At 68.8% G+C, this 23865-nt stretch carries 20 protein-coding genes; 7 read left to right on the top strand and 13 right to left on the bottom strand.

Annotated elements, in window-relative coordinates; genetic code table 11:
* Positions 1–18 precede the first annotated feature (18 nt).
* Positions 19–822, bottom strand: a complete 804-nt coding sequence (locus tag LVJ59_RS10855; RefSeq protein ID WP_232763020.1) for an SDR family oxidoreductase — start codon at positions 820–822, stop codon at positions 19–21.
* A complete protein-coding gene (locus LVJ59_RS10850) occupies positions 819–1328 on the bottom strand; it encodes a MarR family winged helix-turn-helix transcriptional regulator (protein ID WP_232763019.1) in 510 nt (169 codons plus the stop codon). Before LVJ59_RS10850 ends, LVJ59_RS10855 begins: the two co-directional genes overlap by 4 nt.
* 180 nt (positions 1329–1508) lie before the next feature.
* Between LVJ59_RS10850 and LVJ59_RS10845 the strand changes: the two genes are divergently transcribed.
* Complete coding sequence (locus LVJ59_RS10845) at positions 1509–7526, top strand: DUF5979 domain-containing protein (protein WP_232763018.1); 6018 nt, start codon at positions 1509–1511, stop codon at positions 7524–7526.
* Here the strand turns inward: LVJ59_RS10845 and LVJ59_RS10840 are convergent.
* Entirely contained in the window at positions 7466–8416 is a 951-nt protein-coding gene (locus LVJ59_RS10840; protein ID WP_232763017.1) for an isoprenylcysteine carboxylmethyltransferase family protein, read from the bottom strand. The two genes, LVJ59_RS10845 and LVJ59_RS10840, sit on opposite strands and share 61 nt — an antisense overlap.
* Positions 8417–8462: 46 nt before the next feature.
* Positions 8463–9614, bottom strand: a complete 1152-nt coding sequence (locus LVJ59_RS10835) for a calcium:proton antiporter (protein ID WP_232763016.1) — start codon at positions 9612–9614, stop codon at positions 8463–8465.
* A gap of 199 nt (positions 9615–9813) precedes the next feature.
* On the opposite strand from LVJ59_RS10835, the gene LVJ59_RS17920 reads away from it, so the two are divergent.
* Positions 9814–9948 (top strand): hypothetical protein, encoded by a 135-nt coding sequence (locus LVJ59_RS17920; RefSeq protein WP_269406747.1) that lies wholly within the window; start codon positions 9814–9816, stop codon positions 9946–9948.
* 57 nt (positions 9949–10005) lie between these two features.
* Here the strand turns inward: LVJ59_RS17920 and LVJ59_RS10830 are convergent, their stop codons facing one another.
* From LVJ59_RS10830 to LVJ59_RS10815, 4 genes are read right to left on the bottom strand one after another with little or no spacing between them, the layout of a single operon-like run.
* The gene (locus tag LVJ59_RS10830; RefSeq protein WP_232763015.1) at positions 10006–10710 is read right to left on the bottom strand and encodes an aspartate/glutamate racemase family protein; all 705 of its coding nucleotides are present in this window, start codon (positions 10708–10710) and stop codon (positions 10006–10008) included.
* Between the two features lie 7 nt (positions 10711–10717).
* A complete protein-coding gene (locus LVJ59_RS10825) occupies positions 10718–11731 on the bottom strand; it encodes a hypothetical protein (protein WP_232763014.1) in 1014 nt (337 codons plus the stop codon).
* Positions 11732–11738: 7 nt separating this feature from the next.
* Positions 11739–13577, bottom strand: coding sequence for a substrate-binding and VWA domain-containing protein (locus LVJ59_RS10820; RefSeq protein WP_232763013.1), 1839 nt, complete (start codon positions 13575–13577; stop codon positions 11739–11741).
* Between the two features lie 32 nt (positions 13578–13609).
* On the bottom strand, positions 13610–14434 hold the full coding sequence (locus LVJ59_RS10815) for a shikimate 5-dehydrogenase (RefSeq protein ID WP_308191506.1): 825 nt from the start codon (positions 14432–14434) through the stop codon (positions 13610–13612).
* Positions 14435–15030: 596 nt separating this feature from the next.
* Here LVJ59_RS10815 and LVJ59_RS10810 point away from each other — a divergent pair.
* Complete coding sequence (locus LVJ59_RS10810; protein WP_017203899.1) at positions 15031–15237, top strand: cold-shock protein; 207 nt, start codon at positions 15031–15033, stop codon at positions 15235–15237.
* A gap of 133 nt (positions 15238–15370) precedes the next feature.
* Here the strand turns inward: LVJ59_RS10810 and LVJ59_RS10805 are convergent, their stop codons facing one another.
* Complete coding sequence (locus LVJ59_RS10805; RefSeq protein ID WP_232763012.1) at positions 15371–16039, bottom strand: HAD hydrolase-like protein; 669 nt, start codon at positions 16037–16039, stop codon at positions 15371–15373.
* Positions 16040–16183: 144 nt separating this feature from the next.
* Between LVJ59_RS10805 and LVJ59_RS10800 the strand changes: the two genes are divergently transcribed.
* On the top strand, positions 16184–16399 hold the full coding sequence (locus LVJ59_RS10800) for a hypothetical protein (RefSeq protein WP_047522027.1): 216 nt from the start codon (positions 16184–16186) through the stop codon (positions 16397–16399).
* Positions 16400–16410: 11 nt separating this feature from the next.
* Here LVJ59_RS10800 and nucS read toward each other — a convergent pair whose 3' ends face one another.
* Together nucS and LVJ59_RS10790 are read right to left on the bottom strand one after the other, a co-directional pair.
* Complete coding sequence (gene nucS, locus LVJ59_RS10795; RefSeq protein WP_047522024.1) at positions 16411–17106, bottom strand: endonuclease NucS; 696 nt, start codon at positions 17104–17106, stop codon at positions 16411–16413.
* A gap of 73 nt (positions 17107–17179) precedes the next feature.
* Complete coding sequence (locus LVJ59_RS10790; protein WP_232763011.1) at positions 17180–18004, bottom strand: GAP family protein; 825 nt, start codon at positions 18002–18004, stop codon at positions 17180–17182.
* A gap of 115 nt (positions 18005–18119) precedes the next feature.
* Between LVJ59_RS10790 and LVJ59_RS10785 the strand changes: the two genes are divergently transcribed.
* A complete protein-coding gene (locus tag LVJ59_RS10785; protein ID WP_232763010.1) occupies positions 18120–19316 on the top strand; it encodes a sensor histidine kinase in 1197 nt (398 codons plus the stop codon).
* Positions 19313–19969: a response regulator transcription factor gene (locus LVJ59_RS10780; protein WP_232763009.1), complete on the top strand. Its 657-nt coding sequence runs from the start codon at positions 19313–19315 to the stop codon at positions 19967–19969. The genes LVJ59_RS10785 and LVJ59_RS10780 overlap by 4 nt, the downstream gene beginning before the upstream one ends.
* A gap of 3 nt (positions 19970–19972) precedes the next feature.
* Here the strand turns inward: LVJ59_RS10780 and LVJ59_RS10775 are convergent, their stop codons facing one another.
* Complete coding sequence (locus LVJ59_RS10775) at positions 19973–21211, bottom strand: MFS transporter (protein WP_047523467.1); 1239 nt, start codon at positions 21209–21211, stop codon at positions 19973–19975.
* Positions 21212–21271: 60 nt separating this feature from the next.
* Here LVJ59_RS10775 and LVJ59_RS10770 point away from each other — a divergent pair, with 60 nt between their 5' ends.
* Positions 21272–22333, top strand: a complete 1062-nt coding sequence (locus LVJ59_RS10770) for a LacI family DNA-binding transcriptional regulator (RefSeq protein WP_232763008.1) — start codon at positions 21272–21274, stop codon at positions 22331–22333.
* A 16-nt stretch (positions 22334–22349) separates the two neighbouring features.
* Here LVJ59_RS10770 and LVJ59_RS10765 read toward each other — a convergent pair whose 3' ends face one another.
* On the bottom strand, positions 22350–23846 hold the full coding sequence (locus tag LVJ59_RS10765) for a hypothetical protein (RefSeq protein WP_232763007.1): 1497 nt from the start codon (positions 23844–23846) through the stop codon (positions 22350–22352).
* Positions 23847–23865 lie beyond the last annotated feature (19 nt).

The raw sequence follows: 23865 nt of genomic DNA, 5'->3' as shown, positions 1-23865 counted from the left end.
AGGATCGATCAAGCGACATCACCCGCGCGGGGTGTCGTTCCAGGACCAGATGTCGTCTCCACGCAGGACGGCATCAGCCCCGCCGTCGCAGTAGATCGTCTGGCCGGCCATGTGTGTGTTCGCCGGGCTCGTCAGCCACACCAGGAGCTCGGCGATCGACGAAGCCGGCTGGTGGTAGTTGAGCGGCATCGGCACCGCGGCGTCGACCTGGGCGAGGCCCTCGGGGCTCGCGAGCAGGCCTGAGGTCATGGGCGTCGTGACGGTGCCGGGTGCGACGGCGTTGAGGGGGATGCCGGCTCCGGCCCAGGCCGCCGAGACGGATTCACGGCGAACCCAGCGGGACAGGGCACGCTTGCTCGACGAGTAGTTGAGGAATCCGGCCTCCGGAGTCGCCGCGAGCTGACCGCCGATCTCCAGCGCCAGTGCCTCATCACCGCTGAGGGCGGCATCGACGAGCTCGGCCGACACGGGCTGCAGCGATGCCATCGAAGAGACCACCGCAGCACGCGGCTGGTCGGCGAGACTGAGCTTCGGCAGCAGTGCGGTGAGGAACTCGGTGACGCCGAAGTAGTTGATCGCCATGGTCTTCGCGATCGGTGCCGCGACTCCCGCGCACGCGATGACGGCATCGATGCTGCCTCCGCTCTGATCGATCGCGGCTTCGGCTGCTGCGACACGGCCCTCGGGGGTAGACAGATCACCGGAGACCTCTACGCCGGCCAGGTCGACACCGATCACGGTGTGCCCGTGCGAGCGGAGCAGTTCGGCGGTCGCAGCTCCGATGCCGGATGCGGCGCCGGTGACGACAAAGGTGCGGGTCATGATTCCTCCTGTAGGGGTGAGACGGGCTCGGGCGGGGTAGGTGACGCGGCCGCGCGGGTCGCCCGGGGCAGAGCGGCGACGAAGCGGCTCAGGTGCAGATGGAACTGCGTGATCTCTTCCGGCTCCCAGCCGGAGAGAGCGCCGCCGACCATCTGCTGGCCCGCGGCGACGAGTCGCGCATAGGTTTCGGCGCCGGCGGCCGTCAGCAGCACCTCGACCGTGCGACCGGATCGGACCCGGTCCACCAGACCGTGCGCCGACAGGCGCGAGATCAGCTTCGACGTGGTCGGGTTGGACAGGGCGGCGCGCTCGGCGAGTTGGCCGAAGCCCAGCGCTCCGCCGTTCATGCCGACCAGGTACAGGGCGCGGGTCTCGGCGGCGTCGAGCGAATCGTCGACCGTCGCGGCGACCTTGACCTGCAGCTCGCCACTGGTCCATTCGGCGACCACACGTACGAGGGCGTCGCGGATGTCGTCGATCTCACTGTTCTCGTCGTGGACGGCCACAATTGCACGATATCAGTTCAGTTGCTTGAGGCAACTGTTTCTCGCGCTTCAAGGCGCCCTCACCCCTGCCGGGTGAGAGAGCGTCCACAACCCCTGGTAGAGAACCATTTCTGCTCCTAAACTCCAGACGACACGCACTCCTTCGTCGCCCCTGCGGGGCTTCCCCACGAATCGAGCACCATGTCCACGACGTCTCGACCCGCTGAACACCGACTGCGCCGCCTCCTGCTCGCTCTCGTCGCGGTCTTCGGTCTCATCGGGGCCGGGCTCGCCGTTCCCCTCGCCGCACAGGCCGCGGAATCGTCCTTGCGGATCGACAAGCGCGTCGACGACCTGGAAACGCAGGACACTCTCCAACCAGGCGACGAGTTCACGTACACGGTCGACCTGGTCTGTGACGACGTGGATTGCCTCAACGTCGTCCTCACGGACACGCTCCCCGCCGAATTCGCGGGCTTCGAGTTCGTCGGCTCCTCGTACACGCCCTCCACGCTCCCGTTGACCGCGACGACCGCCGGGTGCGTCGAAGAAGGCGGCGTGCCGGTCGAGGTCAGCGACGACTGCACGGTCCAGGTCGTCTTCCAGCAGCCGGTGGACGGCGGGATCGGACTCGAAGCTGGCGGGACTTTGAAGCTGAGCGTCGTGCTGCGTGCGCCACTGGATCTTCCGGCCGACTGGGCCTACAACGGCGACACCGTCACCAACACCGCAACGGCGGACTGGGACAACGGACCAGGAGACCTCCCGGCGACGATCCAGGACAGTGCGGACGCCGTCGTCACGGTCGAGACCGTCATCGGCGTCGAAGCCAGCAAGAGCTGGACCCCCGCGTCGCAGCAGTTCGATCCCGGCGCGACATCGACCATCACAGTGGGTGCGCAGAACCAGTCGAACATCGGTGGTGACTCCCTCGTGATCCAGGAGCCGACGAGCGCGGTCGACGGGGCGGCGACGCTCGGCACCGACAACCCGTTCCGCATCGTCGACTTCCAGGGGTTCGGGTCCACGACACTGCCCCCGGATGCCACCACCGTCCAGGTCGACGTCTATGTCTACGACGAAGGAACCGGAACGTGGGGCTGGCAGACGGGCACTCCGGGAGCGAACCCCGAGTTGCCCGCAGGGGTCGCGCCCGAGGACGTCGGCGGGATCCGGATGACCTACGCCGGCGGCACGATCGCATCCGATGCCGCCGCCTCGACCGGCTTCACCGTGGAACAGCGCGAGACCGACCGCAACGACGCGAGCTCGCTCGCCACCGGCGACACGGTCACGAACGACATCACCTCGACCGTGAACGCCCCCGGCGACGCGACGGCCAGCGACAACGCGACGGCTCCGTACGAGATCGGTCCCCTGACCGTGGACGTCGTCGCCGGGAAGACGATCACCCCGGCTGAGCTCCCGGCAGGCGGAGAGGCTACGGCCCAACTCACCGCGACGAACACCTCGAACGGCCCGGTGCAGAGCCTGACGATCTCGGACCTCGACTTCTTCGACGCCGACATGGTCTTCGGCGGCTTCCCCTCCGGTATCGACTATCCGACGGGCGCCACCGGGGCCACGATCGTCTGGTACATCGACGGCGCGGCGCAGGCGCCCGTTCCCTTCGCGGACGGTGAGACGCCCGCCCCACCGGCGGGAACCGTCACCGGCTTCGAGATCGAGTTCACGGGTCAGATCCCCGCCGACGCAGTGGCGACGGTCGACGTGGCGATCGAGCCGTCCCTGTCGCTCGTGAGCGAGGCGACGCCGACGAATCAGCGGACGAACACGATCGACGTCACCGCCTCGAACGATGTCGGAACGGCGGAGGACGACGCCTCCGACGACATCACTGTCTACTACCCCCAGATCGACGTCATCCTCGACAAGCAGATCACTCCCGGCGGTGCGGTCGAACCGGGGAACAGCGTCGTCGCGGGCCTGACCGCGACCACGCAGACGGGTGTCGCCCAGGTCGACCCGACGCAGATCGTGGTCGAGGACACGTGGCGCGAGGGTCAGTCCGACGACTTCTGGAATGCTTTCGACATCGTCGCGATCGCGCCGACCCAGGTTCCGCCCAACACCACCGCCACGGTCGAGTATCAGCGTCCGGACGGCTCGTGGGTCACGCTCGCGACCGTGAGCACGGGCGCGACGGCGGAGACGTTCCAGATGAGTCGTGCCGAGTTCGCCGCCGCGCTCACCCCGCCCGATGTGCCGTCCGACGTCACGGGTATCCGCTTCACCTTCGACAATCCGGACGGTTTCCCCCAGGGGTTCAGCGTCGTGCCGAACATCGTGTTCGAGGCGCGAGCCGATCTCCGCGACGGCACCGGTCCCACGGACCTGCGCGACGATCCCGAGGACGAGCAGTCGGCGCAGGAGCCGACCGTCTACGAGAACGAGGCGAGCGCGCAGAGCCGGGGAGAGGTCGACGGCCTTCCGGACGGCATCGAAAGTGACGTCGTCACCGATCAGGACACGATCGGCGTGCAGATCCCCGCCACGGGTGAGGGAGAGGGCATCGACGTCCAGAAGCGGTGGGTCGAGAGCGGCGACAGGACCACCGACGTCGACTTCCTCGACGCCCAATCGGGGGCGATCGTCTCGACACGCAATGAATGGCGCACCGGCACTCCGGGCATCGAGAGCCTCACCCTGTCCGATCCGGCGACGGCCCCCGGCGATGACCCGCCCGGCGTGGCCACGACGGTGTTCCAGGCTTTCGACCTGTTGAGCATCGACCCCGTCACCCTCGCCGACGACCCCCTGCTGGCCTGGGATGACATCACCGAGGTCTCCCTGTTCGTCGACGGCGTGTGGACCCCTATCGCCGCTCCTGGCGGATCGTGGATGGGGCCGGACGGCTTCCTCGGCTACACGCTCTCCCCCGAGCAGTCCGCCGGCACGACGGGAGTGCGCCTGGTCTATGCACCCGACGACGCCGCGCGCGCCGCGAGCACGGACCCGACGAGACCGGAGCCCGGATCCGGTCTCGCGACCTCCGCCGTCGGGCAGTACCGGACGACCTTCCTCACCTGGGAGCTGCGCAACGTCGTGCGCGACGACAGCGTGACGACCGACCGCTGGGTCAGCGCCGACGAGAACTTCAACGACCCCGACCCCGGGATCATCTGGAACAGCCTGCGCGGCGACTGGACGTCGGCGGCGGGGAACGGTAGCGACATCGAGCAGGACAACATCACCCTCATCGACCAGCCTCCCCTCGTCTCGGTGGACAAGACGGTCACCCCCGCGACCGTGACGATTCCCGAGTCCGCCGACGTGGATCCCGCGAACTATCCGAACGTGACCTTCGACATCGAGGCGAGGAACGACAGCACGGCGCGCGCCTCCTACCTGCGGGTGACCGATCCGATCCCCTGTGTCGCCGGTGCAGCGGACCAGTGTGTGAGCGCACCGGATGCCTGGGCGGACGATCCGTTCGACGGTGCGGACTACGACCCGGACACCAACCCGTACGAGCGGGTCGACGTGCAGTCGCTCTCCTTCACCTACCCGGCGGAGCAGGTCGATCCGGACGCCTCGACCGTCACCCTGTGGGACCGCGCGGCGAACGGTACGCTCAGCACCCGCACGCTCTCCCTCACCGACGCGGGAGCGCTCGCCACGGATGCGCTCGCGACGGTGGTCGGGGTCAGCGTCGTCTTCCACGGCATCGATCCGGCGACCGAGGGCGGCAGCATCCGTGCCGGCGAGGATCTGGGTATCGAGATCGTCACCAAGGTGCGGCAGTTCGAGCGCTCGGATGCGGATCAGCTCGTCGAGCCCGGCACCGTCGCCAACGACGTCATCGCCCAGTCCTACGACCCCGTGCTGACGCCTTCCGGCAACGCCTCGACTCCGAGCGACACGGCGAACGACACGGTGGTCCTCATCAGCGGTCTGCTCGACGCGACCCTGGCGAAGACCATCGATCCGGATGCGATCCTCGAGACCGAGCTCGACGACCCCGTCACCGTGGCGCTGGAGGCGACGGATGGCGCGTCGACCGCGGCCACCCAGCAGGTGACCATCACGGACGCCGACGCGGACTTCTGGAACGGCGTGCAGCTCGCGCCCGACCCGGCGCTGAGCACCGTGCTGCCCGCCGGCGCCGATCAGGTGCGGGTCGATGCGCTCGTGGGCGCCACCTGGGTGGAAGGGGCGTTCGCGGCGACCGCGGCACTCCCCGCGGGCACGGACCCGGCGCAGATCATCGGTCTCCGGGCGGTGTTCCGCAACGCCGCCGGCGAGGTCTTCTCGCGAACGGCCCCTCCGGAGGACTGGACCGCGCAGCTCGCCTTCGACGTCGTCGTGCTGGCGACCCAGCGCGACGGATCCGCGCTCGTTCTTCCGTCCGCATTGCCGAACGCGGCGACGGTCGTGAGCGAGAGGCTCGATGGGCTGTTCGCCGACGCAGATGCCGACGCCGACGCCGAACTGGCGATCGACCCCGGTACGCACGAGATCGACGTCGTCAAGTCGCAGCCCGGATCGAGTCACGTCGTCTCCATCGGCGCGAGCCTCCCGTGGACGCTGCAGTTCACGAACACCGGGACGGGGTTCCTCACGATCGACCAGCTCGAGGACACGCTCCCCGAGTACCTCGATTGGGACTTCTCGCCTCCGATCTACCAGACCTCGGCAGGCGGAACGCTGTCGACCGACGTGTCCGCGTTGATCGACGACACCGGGAAGAACGTGACGTTCACCTGGCCGGACGGCGGGAACCGGATGTCGCCCGGTGAGGTCTTCACGATCACCGTGAACCTCGTGCTCGCTCCGGGACTCGCTCTCGACGGTTTCACGACCAACACGTTCGTCGTCACCACCGAGGAAGAGCTCACCGCGTGCACCAACACGTCCGGGAACGGCGAGGGCACGGTGCCCGACCTGGACCCCGATCAGTGCGGCACGACCAACTACGTGCAGCCGTCGCCGGGCGGATCCCTCGCCGCGTACAAGTACGTCAAGGGTGAGATCTACGGTGATCTGGTCGACGGTCAGGTCAACCTGAACAACCCCGACGCGGCCTGCCCGCTGGACCCCGACGGATACACCCGCACGCCGTGCGCTGCCTACACGGCGGTCGGCGCGACCGACGACTGGCGGCTGTCCGTCGTGAACAGCGGGACCGTCGGCTTCGAGACCGTGTCGATCGTGGATCCCCTGCCGCGCATCGGCGACCGGATGCTCGCGACGGGTGGCGCACGCAACAGCACGTTCGACCCGGTGCTCCTTCCGGAGTCGCTCGCCGCGAACGTCCTCCCCAGCGGAGCGACCCTGACGCTCGACGTCACGACGTCCGCGTCGCCGTGCGTGGGGACCGGCTCGAGCTCTGCGTGGTTCGGCGATCTGCTCTGTGAGACCACCGCCACCTGGGTGCCGGTGCTCTCGTACACGGGAGCGTGGGAGGAGGTCACCGGTATCCGGGTCACGATCGACTTCACGGGCACCGCCCAGGGGGCGTTCGCGCCGGGTCAGGTGCTTGCGCTGCACTACGAGACGCAGAACGTCCCGGAGTCGACCGCGTACCCGGACCTCGCTCCGATCACCGTTCCCGACGCCGGCGGTTTCGCGTGGAACCAGATGGGCGCCGTGGGGACGGATGCGGGCGGGCGCGAGTACTCCGTGGCCCCTGTGCAGGCCGGGGTGACGCTGTTGGACGGCGACCTCGCGGTGCAGAAGGTCGTGGCCGGTGACGCCGACCGCGCGCCGGATGTCTTCGAGTTCCTGGTCGAGTGCACGGTCGCCGGGGTCCCGCTCGTGCTGCCGGACGACGGCGTCCTCAGCGTCTCGAGCGCGAGCGACCTGCGCACGCGTCTGGACGGACTTCCTCTCGGGTCGGTGTGTCAGGTCTCCGAGACCGGAGCGGTCGGCGCGTTCGGAGAGGATTCCCGGATCAACGACGGGCAGACTGTGACGATCACCACGCCCGCCACGGAGGGAGCGGAACCGCCGTTCTCGCAGATCGCCGCGATCACGAACGTGTATCCGGTCCTGCCTCCGGATCCGGATCAGGGAGGTGGCGGCGGCTTGCCGTCGACGGGTCTCGATGGGCCTTCCGCGACTCTGTTCGCCGGGATCGGGCTGTTGCTCCTCCTCGCGGGCGGACTTCTGATCGGTCGGCGGCGCTTCGGTACCGCTCAGCCCGCGGACGCGATGAGCGGTCGTCGCGGGATCCAACAGGAGACCCGGTCGCGGTAGGTGCGGAACGCCGATCCGAATCGTTCCTCGAGGTCGGCCTCCTCCAGCGGGCGGACCAGCGCGTTCCACACGAGGGAGCCGCTGAGCGCATAGACGATCACGAGCCAGGAGCCGACCATCAGACCGATGGCCACGCCCTGCGCGATCCCGCCGATCGCCATCGGATTGCGGACGAAGCGGTACGGGCCCGTGATCACGAGCCGGCGGGGCGTCGACGACGGCAACGGCGTGCCCGCTCCCTGCACAGCCATCGCGGTGGAGGACCAGGTCGAGAGCGCGAACGCCGCGACGAACAGTACGGCTCCGCCGACGCGGACGGCAGGGGGGAGGGCGAGATGCAGTCCCCAGCGCCACTCCAGGCCCACGATGATCGCGGGTAGAGCCACGAGGAACGTCGCCGAGAAGACGAGGGTCTGGAGCGTGGTCTTCGACACGAGCGTCCTGGCACTGGCCTCCGCCGCCGGGCGGAACCGGAACGGCCCGATGAGCAGCCATTCCGAGGGCACGCGCCCCAGCAAGAGGACGACCGCGGCAGCGGTCGATCCCGCCGCGGCCGCCACCATCAGGAGGGCACCCCAGCCCGCGGTCGCCGTCACCGTGGCGTACCCGACCATTCCGATCGCGACCAGCACGGTCCACGGTGCCGCGATCCAGACGGCCTTCCGGACACCGCACGCGACCAGGGCCGACGCGATCACGAAGAACGGGATGTCCAGTGCGGCGACGATCCGGAAGTCGAGCGTGCCCAGTGTCGCGGTGCGGACGGCCGGAAGGGCGAACACCGCGACCCACCAGGCGGCGCCGGCGGCGGCTTGGACGGCGAAGTAGAGGCGTCCCCACGTCACGGCGCCGATCGTGGCAGACGCCGATGGTGGTTGGGTCGCCCTCACAGCGGCCAGTCTAGGTGGAAGGTCCGTTCGATCGGTGGTCGACGCCTCAGCTGAACAGCACGACGAGGTAGACGGCGAACGTCACCAGGTGTGCGGCACCGTGCATCGCGGTCACGCGCCGGGCAGCGAAGGTCGTCACCGAGAGCAGCAGGGTGACGGCGAGCATCAGCAGGTTCGCCGGCGACTCAGCGAGGACCACGGTCTGGCCGGTGAACATGCCGATGATCAGCACCGCGGGGATGGTGAGTCCCACCGTGGACACCAGGGCGCCGTGGCAGAGGTTGTTCACCCGCTGGGCTTCACCGCCGAGGGCCGCTCGCACGGCGGTGATGGACTCGGGGAGGAAGACGATGCCCGCGATGAGCACTCCGGCGAGGGCGACCGGGGCGCCCAGGCGACCCAGACCGTCATCGAGGAGTGCCGCCATGTCGTGCGACAGCAGCACGATCGGGATGACGGTGACCACCAGCAGCGCGAGGCGGACGAGGACCTCGGTGCGGTGCTCGGCCACGACCTGTCGGATGCCCCCGCCGGCTTCGGACTCTTCCGGGTGCTGCGGGCTCTGCGGCAGGCGCGGGTCGACCTCGGTGAAGTCGCTCGCCTGCGCACCCATCTGCAGGTACAGGAAGAACGCGTACAGCAGGACGGTGAGGATGATGATCGGGATCTCCTGCGCGGTCGTGAACGATCCGTCCGTGCCGATGAGGGCCGGGAGGCCGAAGGCCAGCGCGATGAGGACGATGAGCATCGACAGGTACGCCGACGTGCCGGTGCGGTTGTGCGCCATGCCGCGGTGGCGGAGACCGCCGAGCAGGAGGGCGAGCCCGATCACGAGGTTCAGGATGATCATCGCGACCGCCATGACGGAGTCGCGCGCGATGGTGGCGTGCTCTCCCGGGCCGAGCATGACCGCCGAGATCAGGATGACTTCGATGAGGACGATCGACAGCGTCAGGACGAGCGAGCCGTAGGGGTCGCCGAGTCGATGGGCGAGGGCCTCGGCCTGCTTCACCACACCGAACGCGCACACGAGGATCACGGCGATGATCGCGCCCAGGGCGATCACGAGGACCGGGGCGGCCACGGGGGCGGCCAACACCGGGTGCAGCAGGAGGAGAGCCGCGAAGGCACCCCATCCGAGGACGATGCGGACGACGTCCGTGCCGCTGATCAACTGTCTGAGCTCTGTGCGTGACATCGCTGGACTCCTTCGAGGTGGGGTCGTCCCCGACTGGTGACCGCGGCCCGGGGTCGTCCCCGTCGCAGCGCTGTGTCCACGTCGTTCTCAGCGGTGTCCAGTGTAGCAAAAACAACCCGGTCAGAAAGTAATTTGACTTCCACAGGCAACGGGCTATGGTCAGAGGTTACGCCAGCCACAGAAGGGGAAGCGAGCAACCATGTCAGGCAAGTCCATCCAGGGTCGAGGAAGCAAGAAGGCGCCGCAGCTCACGCTCAAGGAGAAGCGTGCGGCCAAGCGCGAGAAGAGTGCACCAGACGAGTTCCTGAAGCCCCGCAAAGGTGCGAAGGGCTGAGTGAACTCCCGTCCGGCGGGGGTGACGGGGCCGAGCCGCGTCGCCTCCGCCGGGCACTCACGGCGTGGACGAGTTCCCGAGGGCGAGATCGACCGCGGCGTCGACGTGCAGCGCCGTCGTCGGGAACACCGGAACAGGTGCGTCCGCGGCCGAGATGAGCAGTTCGATCTCGGTGCAGCCCAGGATGATGCCCTCGGCTCCCCGCGACACCAGACGCTCGATCACCTCGACGTAGCGTCGGCGCGATTCCTCGCGGATCACGCCGTGGACGAGCTCGTCGTAGATGACGGAGTGCACGGCCGCCCGGTCGTCCTCCTCCGGCACGATGGTGCGGATGCCGTGGGTCGCGAGGCGCTCGGCGTAGAACGGACGCTCCATCGTGAACGCCGTACCGAGCAGCCCGACCGTCTGCATCCCGGAGGCGGCGATCGCCTCGGCGGTGACATCGGCGATGTGGAGGAAGGGAATGGTCACCGCCTTCTGGATCCGATCCGCGACGAGGTGCATCGTGTTCGTGCACAGCACCAGTACCTCGGCGCCGGCGCCCTCGAGCGCGCGTGCGCGATCGGCGAGCAGGGCACCCGACGCATCCCAGTCATCCCGCGCCTGCATCTCCTCGATCACGGCGAAGTCGAGCGAGTCCAGCAGGATGCGCGCCGAGTGATGACCGCCGAGCAGTCCGTGCACGCGCTCGTTCGCGAGCCGATACCACTCGAGCGACGACTCCCAGCTCATTCCTCCGAGCACTCCGATGGTCTTCATCTCGCCCTCACTCCCCCGAGCTCTGCCGGAACTGCCGTTCCCAGTCGCGCAACTCCGAGCGCCCGATGAGGGAATCCAACGACACTTGGAAGCGCAGACCCGTGCGGGCGTTGACCTGCTTGATGTTGTCGACGATCTGCGTGGTCACCCCCGTCAGTGCCTCGCGCACTTCGCCGATGCGCTCGTCCGGGGCATCCCAGAGGTCGGGTCGCGTCAGCAGATCGAGCAGGTAGTCGGGTTCCAGCGCCGCGACGAGGCGTGCGAGCTTGTCGGAGTACTCGGCTTCCGCGAGCACGATCTGGTCGGCCTCCGCCTTGGCGTCGAGGCGGACGAAGAGTTGCTCGACGTGCGAGGCGAGGGTATCGATGCCGCGTGCCGTCTCCGCAGCGGTCGGGGAGTTCGGCAGATCCGCGTAGTCGCTGCGGAGTTCGCGCAGACGATTCACCCGAAGTCGGATGCCGGGAGGCACGGGATCCGCCGTCGCCACGGGTTCGGGCTTGCGACGTCGCCGGGCGAGCACCCCGATCGCCGTCCCCGCGGCGGCCACGAGCACGGCGCCGCCCATGATCACGGGGAGCAGCCAGTCCGCTCCTCCCCCGCCGGTAGCCGCTCCTGGCGAGGACGGCGTCTCATCGACGATCTGCTGCACGGTCTCGATCAGCGCGGTCTGCGTGTCGCCGTCTGCGGCCGTCTCGTTCGTGTTCGCGATGAACAGGGCCTGCTCGCTCTCGATCGCCGTCGAGGCGGCCTGGAGGTCGTCTCCGATGGCGAGCACCACGGTCGGCTGATCGGTCGCACCGACGAGCTTCTCGAGGATGTAGGTGCTGTACGGGCTGTCGATGCCGGCGTCCTTCGGCAGCACCACGACCGCGACCGATCCGTCGGAGGGCACGACTCCCGTCAGCGCTTCGGTCAGCCCGGAGCTGTCGGAGACATCCGGCGATACGTACACGTCACCCGCGCCGAGACCAGCGATCGCGTCATCGATCCAGCCGGAACCGGATGTCGTGGTGCTGATCATGCCCACCTCAGAAGTTGTTGATCACGGAAGCGAAGACGAGGTCGATGCGTTCGGCGTCGGAGGCGTCGAACATCTGCCCTCCGGTGGCGTCGGCGATGCGCTGCAGGGCCGAGGTGTCGGCACCGGAGCCGTAGGCGATCGGGAAGATGCGCACCGGTGCGTCGGTGCCCCCCTCCTTCGTGCTCTTGCCGATCTTCGCGATCAGCGAGTCGAGGGACGTGGAGGAGTCGGTGTCCTCGCCGTCGGACAGGACGACGATCGCGTTGATGCGTCCGGGTTCTGCCCGCTCGCTCATGGCCTCGTACGCCGTGAGGACGGCGTCGTACAGGGGCGTCCCGTTGCGCTGCGCGTACCGGAGGTCATCGAGCGAGGAGTCGAGCTTCTCGCCGTCGGCGCCCAGCGGCGTGACACGGCGCAGCACCTGGATGCCCTCGCCCTCTGGGGAGTCGACATCCGTCGTGAAGGCCCAGACCCCGACCTCATCGGTCGAGCGGAAGTGGTCGAGGGTCGTCTGCGCGCCCTGGATCGCACCGTCGAGGCGCGAGCGTCCGTCGCCGATCGGCTCGTCCATCGAGCCCGAGATGTCGATGAGCTCCAACACCGACGAGGGCTTTCGCACCTGTGTCCACTGGTCGATCGCGGTCGAGATCACGTCGACCTCGGGCTTGGGCAGCGTCACGCGGGGCTGTGCCGGGTCGACCCCGAAGTTGGCGGTGAACAGGTCGCCCAGCGGGACCGACTCGTCGAGCGGGCGGAAGCCGTACTCGGGGAGGATCTCCTGAGCCGCCGTGGTCTGCAGGAAGGCGGCGAAGGCCTCACCCGCGGTGCGCTGCTCCGCTGTCACCCAGTCGGCACCGAGCACGGTGACGGGATTGTCGGACCACATCGAGCCCCCGGACGGGTAGACGGCGACGAGCTTCGTCTTCGGCGGGGTCAGCGTCTCGCCCGGCTGGACGGTGTGGGAGTCGGGGTTGCCCTTGTTGTAGTTGAGCAGGGACGTCTCCTCCAGCGCCACGGCCGACACGTATGCGGAGCCGTTGGCGCCGTTCTGTGTCTCGTCGTACAGGGTCGAGAGCACGTTTCCCGTGGTGTCGCCGTAGTGGATCACGCACTCCTCGAAGACGCGCGAGAAGTCGGCGGCGGCGTCGACGTCTGACGACGTGAGCCCCTCCGCCTTGCCCGATGCCTCATAGGACTGCATCAGGATGGTCGAGAGTCCGGTGGTCGAGGTGTTCGGGTTCGTCTTCGAGATCTTGAACGCGCCCCAGATGTCTTTTCCGACGCTCCCCCACCCGTCGGGGTCCTGGCACAGGCCTTCGAGGTCGGTGATGCTGATCGGCTCGTCCGGCCAGCCGAGGGCCTTGGCCATCGGCTCGGGCATCCCGAACACGACCGGCGTGCGCGTGAACGATGCCGGCGAGCCGACGAGGTTCGCCGAGGCGGCAGCGCTCACGCGATCGGTCCAGACGGTCGACGCCGGCGACCACAGCGTCGGCCACAGGGCGCGGTCGTCGCTCGGCCAGTCCTCGCCCGAGGTGAGGTAGCGCGCGGCGTTTCCGGACGACACGTTCGTCGGGCGCACCGTGGCGCATGTGTCGAGCGCCTCGTGCTCCGGTGAGTCCTTGAAGGCGGTCGCGAGCTCGTCGAGCATGTTGACCTTCTCCGACGACGTCGCGATGGCGATGTGCGTGCACCCGTCATCGGGGAATCCTTGACTCCCGTCGGGCGTCGGCGTCGCTTCCCCGCCCGTGCAGGCTGCCAGCGTCAGGGTGATGACCGCTGCCGTGGCCAGGGCGGCGGTCGTCCGTCGGGGGAAGTCTCTTCGTACGGTGCGAGGCGCGCTCATGCGCCTAGGCTACCCAGGTATCGTCGCGGCGATCACGCCGTCCCCGCGCGCATGAACTCCTCCGCGGCCTGCACCTGCGCCGCGGTCGGGCGGATGCCGGTGTACAGGACGAACTGCTCGAGCGCCTGCAGGGTAGCCACTTCCGCACCCGTGATCACCGTCGCTCCCGCCGCTCGTCCCGCCGTGATCAGGGGCGTCTCCGCCGGGAGCGCGACGACGTCGAACACGACGGAAGCCGTCGCGACGGTCGTGTCGGAGAACGCCAGCGCGTGCTCGTCCGGTCCGCCGGTCATCCCGATCGGCGTGACGTTGACCAGGATGTCGGCGGTCGCGTCCGCGACGTCCGCACGCCAGTCGAAGCCGTACGACGCCGCGAGTCCGCGTCCGTTCGTCTCGTTCCTGGCGACGATCGTGACCTCGCCGAACCCGGCATCGCGGAAAGCCGCCGCGGTCGCCTTGGCCATGCCTCCCGAACCGCGGAGCAGGACCGACGCGGCGGGATCGAGCTCGTTGCGGGCGATCAACTGCGCGATCGCCGTGTAGTCGGTGTTGTGCGCCGTGAGCACGCCCTCGTCGTTGACGATGGTGTTGACGGAGTCGATCGCCGTGGCGGAGGGGTCCATCCGGTCGACCAGCGCGATGACGTCTTCTTTATAGGGCATCGAGATCGCACAGCCGCGGATACCGAGTCCCCGCACCCCGGCGATGGCCTGCGCGAGGTCGGTCGGCGCGAAGGCCTTGTAGATCCAGTTCAGCCCGAGCGCTTCGTAGAGGTGGTTGTGGAACCGTGTCCCGTTGTTGCTCGGCCGCGCCGACAGCGAGATGCACAGTGTCATGTCCTTGTTGAGCAGCGTCACCGCTTCAGGTTACTCGCGTGCTGTTCGCGCCAACTCCGCCCTGAACCCATGATCCGCGCGGGATCCGCACTCCGGCCGTGTTCGAGCTCACCGGGGTGGCGTCCATGGCGGGATCGCGCCTCCTCCCCTATGGTGAAGGTGCATGCACACGGGGATTGATCGTCCCCGTCTCTCCCCAGGAGACGGAAGAGCCACCCCAGGGCCAAGACGATCCGTGCATGCGATTGGGCCCTCTCGAGTAGTTCAGTCCCCAATGGGCTACTCGAGGGGGCCGCTATCGTCGTCCTCACCGATTTTCGGATTTGTCCCCCAAAAGGGGGACAAGGCCTCCGAAAAGGAGCTAGGCTGTTTCTGACGCACCCTCCGGTCGTCTTCGGCCCTCATCGCTCCCCCCGCGGTGAGGGCCACACCATTTCCCGGGCGGCGTCCATGCCCCCCGCTCACGCGCCCGCCTGCCGGATCACGGCCGTGTGCCGCTCATGCAACATTTGGATTACCTTCTTGCCGCGGCTATTCCTCTCCGGGCCTCCTCCACTAGCGTTAGCGGTGTCGGGGCATCCCTGCGTCGGCTTTTTACCCAGCAGAACAGGCAGTACATGAGCACCCAGGGCACGGTCAAGTGGTTCAACTCGGAGAAGGGCTTCGGCTTCATCTCCCCCGACGACGGAGGCGCTGACGTCTTCGCGCACTACTCCGCCATCCAGTCATCCGGCTACCGGTCTCTCGAAGAGAACCAGCGAGTCGAGTTCGATGTGGCGCAGGGCCCCAAGGGCCTGCAGGCAGAGAACATTCGCCCCGTCTGAGACGGGCGAGACACAGAACTCCCCGAACGGAGCGCGTCACGAGCGCACTCCGTCGGGGAGTTCTGTGCTTCTGCCGGGCGATGAGGTCGCACGGGCACGATGAGCGACGTGCCCGCTGACCGCCGGCTCGCGGTCAGCTGCCGATCAGCAGCGTGCGCAGTTCGGGGACGGAGCTGACGCGGAACGCGGCGTCGTCTCCTTCGTGGGGGTCGCTGAAGCCCCACTCGACGAAGATCACCGGCACGCCGTTGGCCGCGCCTCCCTCGACGTCGTGGTGCCGGTCGCCGACGAGAACCGGATTCGAGGTGTCGGCGCCCAGGTCGCGCAGGCGACGCAGCGCCTCGGCGACGATGTCGGTCTTCGATGCGAGGGTCGCCTCATCCGGCGTCGCGCCGACGGTGGTCAGGAATGCCGGGCGGAGGCCGAAATGGTCGACGAGTGCGTCCACCTGGTTCTCGGGTTTGGAGCTCGCCGTCGCCTGGGGGACGCCCGCGGCATGGAGCTCGTTGATGAGCTCGGTCACTCCCGGGTAGGTCGCGACGTCGGTCGTGTACCCGTCTGCCTTGCCGAGTGTGCGGTAGAAGGCGACTGCTTCGGCGGACTGCTCCGGGGTCATCCCGGCCTGGTCCTGGAACGACTGGAACATCGGAGGCCCGATCCAGTGCACCAGCTCCTCGCGTGTCGGCGCGGGGTGGCCGAAGTGCGTGAGCGCGGTGTTGAGCCGACGGAGGATGCCGACGGAGGCATCGACGATGGTGCCGTCGACGTCCCACAATACGCAGGAGTAGGGGGAGTGGGACATGCTCCCAGCCTAGGGTGCCGCGAGAGGATGACCGTGCTTCCTGCACAGGTGTGCACCTAAGGACCTTATGCACACCTTATATGAACACGAAATGTCTCCATATAAGGTCGTGACCACGGCGGTTTCACCGGTAAGAATGGGGGCATGTACGTGTCGATGGAGATCATCACGATCTTGGCGACCGGGGCGACGACTCTGGTGGCCACCGTCAGCGGATTCGGCTGGATGATCAGTCGCATGGACGCGCGGTTCGCGGCAGTGGACGCGAGGTTCACACGCATCGAGCAGGAGGTCTTCGAGGTGAAGATCGCCATCGCGCGGCTGGAAGGACCGACGCCGCGGCTCATCGCCGCGCGCTGAAAGGGGACGACTCAGAACAGGCGGGGGATGCCCGACTCGATGCCCTTCATGTCGTCGTAGTCGAGCACCAGGCAGCGGATGCCCCGGTCTTCGGCGAGAACACGGGCTTGGGGTTTGATCTCCTGCGCGGCGAAGACACCCTGGACGGGGGAGAGGTGGGGGTCGCGGCCCAGCAGCTCGAGGTAGCGGGTCAGCTGCTCCACGCCGTCGATGTCGCCGCGTCGCTTGATCTCGACGGCGATCGCCGCCCCGTCGGCGTCCCGCACCAGAAGGTCGACCGGTCCTATCGCCGTGGGGTACTCGCGGCGCACCAGCGTCGCGCCCTCCGAGATGCGTTCGACCTGTTCGGCGAGGAGCCGCTGCAGGTCGGCCTCGACGCCGTCCTTCTGCAGTCCGGGATCGACGCCCAGCTCGTGGGACGTGTCGTGGATGATCTCGTAGATCTGCACGCGCAGTGCGTCACCGGTCTTCTTGTGCGTCACGCGCCACACCTCGACGACGCCGGCACTCGCTTCTTCCTCGCCGGGAACCTCGCTCGACAGCGAGCACGGCGGGCTCATCCAGTTCAGCGGCTTGTAGCTTCCGCCGTCGGAATGCACGAGCAGACTCCCGTCTCCCTTGTGCACGAGCAGACGCGTGGCGAGCGGGAGATGGGCATTGAGCCGACCGGTGTAGTCGACCGAGCAGCGGGCGATGACGAGACGCACCCGTCGAGCCTACTTCGTCGGGAAGGTGCCTCGTCGCAGCGTCGACCGCGGCGGCCGGGAACGAGCCGATGGCTTAGAAGAGTCCGAGCTCGGTGGCGGCGGAACGCGCGATCAGGAATCCGACGATGCCGATGATCCAGGCGGTGTTCTCGGCGCCGGTGCGCTGCATCCACGCGGCGAAGCGCTCGAGCGGTCGTTGCACCAGAGGCGCGGCGACGAGGCGGAGGAGGAGCAGGATGATCGCGGGCAGGATCATCAGAGCGCAGTATCCGACGAGCGACATCACACGCAGCGGGGTGCCGATCCCGGCATCCGCGAGCATCGTCATCGCGACGATGTAGGGGAGCATCGTGGCGATCTCCACGACACCCGCGGCGATCGCCACCGCCATCACCGCGGTCCCCCGGGTGCGCGGATCGAGCAGACGCTCCCGCCACCGCGTGATGCGTCCGGGGCGGGTGCCCGCCGTCGTCGTCGTGGTGGGTGTGTCGGGTGTCATCGGCGACCGGCCGCCGGCCTCCTCCTGTGCGGCGGGCACGCTCGGCCGAGCGATCGTCTCGGTGGACCCGCTCTTCGCCGTCTTCTCGCCCGTCGGCATCACGAACGCCGTGATCAGGAGCCCGCCTCCCACGAGGAGACGGATGATGAGCCCGGTCGGAGACGCGAGGAAGGCGGAAGCCACGTCGACGAGGTTCACCAATCCCCAGAGGAACAGGAGCCCCACGAGCAGATAGAACGTGGCGATCGTGGCGAGGTAGAGGAGGATGCGACCGGCACGGATTCGTCCCGGATGCAGGAGGAGGAAGACCGGGATGAGGAGAGTGCCGACACTCAACCCGTCGATCAGCGCCAGGAGCGCGAGGGAAAGGGGGAGCGGCAGCCCGCCGAAGAGTTCCATGGCTTCACGCTCGCCGATACACAGCCGTGACGGATCGGGCGAAAGTACCGTTCTCGCCGCCCTCCTCATCCCTTCGTCGGATGCGCCGGCACGCGCACCGTGGTTGCATGAGGGCATGCATGAGCAGGTCGACGGCGGATTCGGCGCCTGGTATCGCCGTCACCGCTGGTGGGCCGATCCGGTCGGCATGGCCCTTCTCGCGATCGTGATGGCCGCGCTCGGGTTCCGCGGTATCTGGGGGCCGTTCTCGATTCTCCCCGAGCCGTTCTCACCCTGGTGGTCTCTGGTGCTCGCGCTGCCGGCATGCGCGCTCGCGCTGGCCAAGAGGCGGATGCCGACGACGGTGCTCGTCCTGGTGACGCTGCTCTTCGTCATCGATCTGCTCACCGTCGGCGGCCTCGGCACGCTCGTCGTGCTGCTGGACGTGCTGTGGACGGCGGCGTTCCTCGCCGGACCGCACGGGCGCCGCGTACTGCTCGGGCTGCTGGGGGCGTCGACGATCCTCCTCTTCCTGGCTGCCTGGCTCTTCACCGACGTGCGATTCCCCGTCGCCTTCCTCATCGGCGTGCAGTTCGGCGCGATCTTCGGCACGGACTACTGGTGGGCCGTCGCCGTGTCCCAAGCCCATGAGCTCGCGGAGCTGCACCGCCAGCGCGCGGAAGAGGCCGCCGCCGCCGCGGGGAGGGACCGCGTCGAGGCCGTGCAGCGCGAACGGGAGACCATGGCGCGGGAGCTGCACGACGTGGTGGCCGGCCACGTCATGGCGATGGCGATCCGTGCCGAGGCCGCGCTGTCGATGGAGCCCGACCGCACGACGGACCGGGATGCGCTGCGGGCCGTCCGCGATGCAGGTCTCGACGCCCACGGCGCCCTGCGGTCCATGATCTCGGTCCTGCGTCGCGGAAACGGGAGTCTCACCCCGACACCGCGCTGGTCCGACCTGGCGGGCATCGTGCGGGAGGCGGAGCGGACGGGTCTCCTCATCCGCTTCACCGCCGGCGAGCTCCCCGACCTCGGTGCCGGCCCCGAGCAGGCCGTTGTCCGCATCGTGCGCGAAGCCCTCACGAACTGCATCCGGCACGCGAGTGGTGCCGAGGTCGACATCACGATCGAGGGGGACGACGCCGGGGTCCGCGTCGGGGTGCACTCGCGAGGAGGGGTCGCCAGTGCGGCAGCCGCGCACGGCGACGAGGGATGGGGACTGCAACTGCTGCGGGAACGTGTCGGGGCACTGGGCGGTGAATTCTCGGCCGGCCGGGTCGCGGACGGATGGTCCGTCGAAGGCCGCATCCCGGTCGAGGTGCGGGCGTGACGGCCCCCACGGTGCTGCTGGCCGACGACCACGGGGCGATCAGAGCCGGTCTGCGCATCATGCTCGAGGCGCAAGGCATCACCGTGGTCGGGGAAGCGGCGGACGGTGACGTGGCCGTCCGGAACGCGGCTGCACTGCGACCCGACGTGGTGCTCATGGATCTGCGGATGCCGGGTCGCGACGGGATCTCCGCGACCCGGGAGATCGTCGAGCGCGGTTTCGGAGACGTCCTCGTGCTGACGAGCTTCGATGAGGACGAGCTCGTGTTCGGGGCGATCCGTGCCGGCGCCGTGGGCTTCCTCCTCAAGACGGTCGATGCGCCGACCCTCGTCCAGGCGGTGCGCTCGGTGGCTGCGGGGGAGGGGGCGCTGGATCCGCGGGTGACCAGACGAGCGCTCGCCGCGGTCGTCCGGAGCACCGATCACCCGGCACCGGGGACGCAGGCGCCGGGCAGGCGGGCGCAGGACGACCTCACCGTGCGCGAGCAGGAGGTGCTCGACGGCATCCTCCAGGGGTGGTCGAACGCTCAGCTCGCGGCGCGACTGCGCATCTCGGTGCCCACCGTCAAGACGCATGTGTCCAACGTGCTCACGAAACTCGGCGCGCGCAGCCGTTCCCACGCGGCCGCTCTGGTGCGTGGGCGCGAGGGCTGAGCCTCAGCCCTGCTCCGTGCGCGCCACCGGTGTCTTCTCGTCTTCGCGGAGTGGACGGGCGGCTCCGGAGAACAGCCCCGACAGCACGACCAGCCCGACCAGGATGAACAGCGTGTTGAGCAGACCGATGTGCTCGCTGATGACCCCGAGGACGGGCGGGCCGCCGAGGAAGGCGACGTAGCCGATCGTGGCGGCGGCGCTCACCCGAGCCGCGGCCTTGGCCGGATCGTCTGCGGCCGCGGACATGCCCAGGGGGAAGCCGAGCGATGCGCCGACCCCCCACAGCGCCGCACCGACGAGCACGAGAGGGAAGGTCGGCGCGAGGATGAACAGCAGGATGCCGGACGCCGCAGCGACGGCGAGGATGCGCAGCACCAGGACGCGACCGAAGCGGTCGACCAGCGGCCCGCCGAACAGCCGCACCGTCGTCATCCCGATCGAGAACACCGCGAGGGATACCGCCCCCGTGCCCTCCGCGAAACCGTGCCCCTGTTCGGTGCCCAGCGCGATCCAGTCGTTCGCGCCTCCCTCGGCGAAAGACATCCCGAGCATCACCATGCCGAGCAGGTAAGTCCGAGGCTCGCGCCATGCCTCCAACGCGGTGTGCATGCGTGCGCGGAACGGCGGCTTCTCGTGATCCGTCGGGTCGAGAGCTGCCTCTCGCGACGGCACCTGGAAGAAGCAGACCACCGCGATCACGGCGATCAGTACGCCGATGACGGTGGCATGAGTGGCGACGTCGATCCTGAGCTGGGCCGCCAGCGCGCCGATCGCCGCGCCGATGACCGTGCCGAAACTGAAGAAGGCGTGGAACACGGGAAGGATCGTGCGCCTCATCTGCTGCTCGATCGCCGTCGCCTCGACGTTCATCATCACGTCGACCGAGCCGTTGCCGAAGCCGAACAGCGCCATGCCGATCAGGACCACCGTGACGGAGCCGAAGACGTTCGCGCCCAACCCGACGAGCACGATGCCGGTGGCGAACGTCAGCATCGTCAGGAGCATCCCCCGTCGCGCTCCGGTGCGTGCCATCACGGCAGGGCCGGTCGAGATGCCGACGATCGACGCGATGCCCATGCCGAGCAGGATCAGGCCGACCTGCGCGTTGTCGAGATCAAGTGCCTGCTTGATCCCGGGCACGCGCGACGCCCAGGTCGCGATCGAGAGGCCGCTCGCCAGGAAGATGGCGAAGATCGCGGCACGCCAGCGGACGAACTGCGATCGGGTGAGGGCTGAATCCATGCCGCACAGCCTATCGAATCGATTCGACAATTCGGAAACGAAGGGAGCTATCCTCGAAGTATGAGCAGTCAGGAGACGCCACGTCGGCCCACGATCGCTGACGTCGCGCGCGAGGCGGGTGTGGCGACCTCCACCGCCTCGGTCGTCTTCAGCGGCAAGGCGAAGGTGGCCCCCGCGACTCGGGAGCGGGTCCTCGCCGCCGCGGCCGACCTCGGGTACGCCGGCCCCGACCCGCGAGCGGCATCCCTGCGGCGAGGACGCAGCGGCATCGTCGCGGTCGTGCTCGAAGGTCACCTCCGCGCGGCCTTCCTCGACCCGGTCACGACCGCCTTGATGGACGGACTCACCGACGGGCTGGCCGAACTCAGTGCGGGGATCCTGCTGATGCGCGACGAGCCGGGGGAAGAGGGTGCGGGTATCGCCGGTGCGCCGGTGGATGCGGTCGTGCTGATCGGCTGTTCGGCACGCACGAGATCCTCACTCGAGATCGTCGTCGGGCGAGGCCTCCCCGTCGTCGTGATCGAGGGAGACGCGGGGGAGTCGATCCCGCGCATCACTCTGGACAACGCGGCAGCTTCCGCCGACATCGCGCGCCATGTGTGGGATCTCGGCCACCGCGACGTCGCCCTGGTCACGCTTCCCCTCGACACCGAGCGCGAACGGACGGCGATCACTCCCGAGCGGCTCGCGAACGCCACCGTCGATGTCACGATCCATCGGCTCGCCGGGACGCGAGAGATCTTCCCCGACGCCCTCGCGATATCCGCCGCCGGAAGCCTCATTGACGAAGGGGTGCTGGTGGGAAGGATGCTCCTCGCCGATCCCGCCACCCGGCCGACAGCCGTGCTCGCGCAGAGCGATCTGCTCGCGGTGGGGGTGATCCGCGCCGCGGAGGAGGCGGGACTCCGCGTGCCGGAGGACCTCTCCGTCGCCGGATTCGACGGCATCGCGCTCGACGGTCTCGGAGACCTCAGCCTCACGACCAGCGTGCAGCCGGCTGTCGAGAAGGGGCGGGCAGCGGGGGAGCAGATCGCACGCATGCTCCGGGGCGAACCCGGCATCACGCAGCATCTCACCTGCCGTTTCCACGCCGGCACCACGACAGGCCCCGCCTCGCGCTGACCGGGCACGGTGCGGATCAACTGCGCTGCGGTCCGAGCGGGAGAGCGGTCTCGCCGAAATCGAGGATGCGATAGCGGCCGCAGTCGACCACTTCATCGGGGACGGCCGGGAGCGGCAGGCTCCACGGGACGGTCTGCGCGTCCTCCAGCAGGAACGTCACCTCGCCGACGTCGAAGTCGTGCCGGTTCACGAGCCAGGCGTAGCCCCGCAGTTCGTGATCCACCTGGACGAGTCGGGCGGGATCCCGCAGATGCAGTTTCGGCAGGCGGACGGTCCAGAACTGCCCGGCGCCGGTGCGGCCGGACGCGTCGATCCACTCGGTCACGCAGGCCAGGTCGGGGTCGGTGACCTGAGCGGCGGCGGAGAGCCGAGGGACGCTTGCCGCGCCGCCCGCGACCAGCAGCGTGACGGACGCGGCCGCGAGGATCGGGCGGACCCGCACCGGCAGCCGCACGATGCGAGGCGATGCGACGAGCGCGAGCACGGGTGCGAAGGCGAGGGGTTGCAGGTAGCGGGCCGCATGGGTGCCGACCGCGATCGCCCCGACCGCGACGAGGATCGGCATGAGCCAGGCGATCGTGGCGACGAAGCGGGTGCCGTCGTCTGAGGCCCGTGCCGTGCGGAAGCCGGCGAGCACGAGGAGTGCGAGGACGAGCAGCCCGGCGATGATCCCGCCGGGGGTCGACAGCCGGCCGATCAGCAGCGCGCCGTAGTACTGCAGAGACTCGGACCACCGCTCGGGCTGCACGTAGCCGGCACCGGTGTTGGCGATCCATGCCGCCAATGGAATGCGTCCGAGGAATCCGAGTATCGTCCCGGCGAGAAGCACGGCCATCACCACGCCGATCCGGGCCCGCTGCGTCGTTCGGATCAGGAAGAAGGCGAGCAGCAGGGTGATCGGTCCCGTCGCCCACACCGCGTAGAGAGGATTCGACAGGGTCGACACGAGGGCTGTGGCGCCGAGCGCGATCAGCGGGACGGCGCCGCCCGCGCCCCGGTCCAGCACCCGCCGGGCCAGTCCGACCGAGAGCACGACGGCGACGACGGTCGCGGCGTAGTAGGTCGTCGTCAACGTCAAGGACGCGAGCTCGAGCGCATCCCGAGACGCCGATACTGCGGTCATGGCGAGCACGGAGAAGGCGGCGACGCTCAGCAACGACCACGTGACGGGCGCCGATCGCTCGGACCGACGGCCGGCGACGACGCGAACGGCTCCGTACAGGGCGAGCAGGTTCACCACGGCGCTCACGGCCAACAGACCGTCCACCTCGAACGGCAGGACCGTGTCGAGGCCGGCGAACACCGCGGTCTCGGGGAGGAACAGCACGCTCGACATCGCCCAGTCCATCGGCTGCCCGGAGAGGACGGACCGTGCGAACATCGCCACGACCAAGGAATCCGCGTCACGGAACAGCAACTCGGAACGCGCGGACGCAGCGACCTGCGCGGCGGTGATCAGTGCCAGCCCGAGGGCTCCGACCCCACCGGCCAGCTCCCGCACCCACGCCCGCATGCGACCACTCTTGCACGTT

The sequence above is a fragment of the Microbacterium sp. KKR3/1 genome, from assembly GCF_021272365.1.
Classification (GTDB): Bacteria; Actinomycetota; Actinomycetes; order Actinomycetales; family Microbacteriaceae; genus Microbacterium; species Microbacterium aurugineum.
This window is presented reverse-complemented; position numbering and strand designations above follow the sequence as displayed.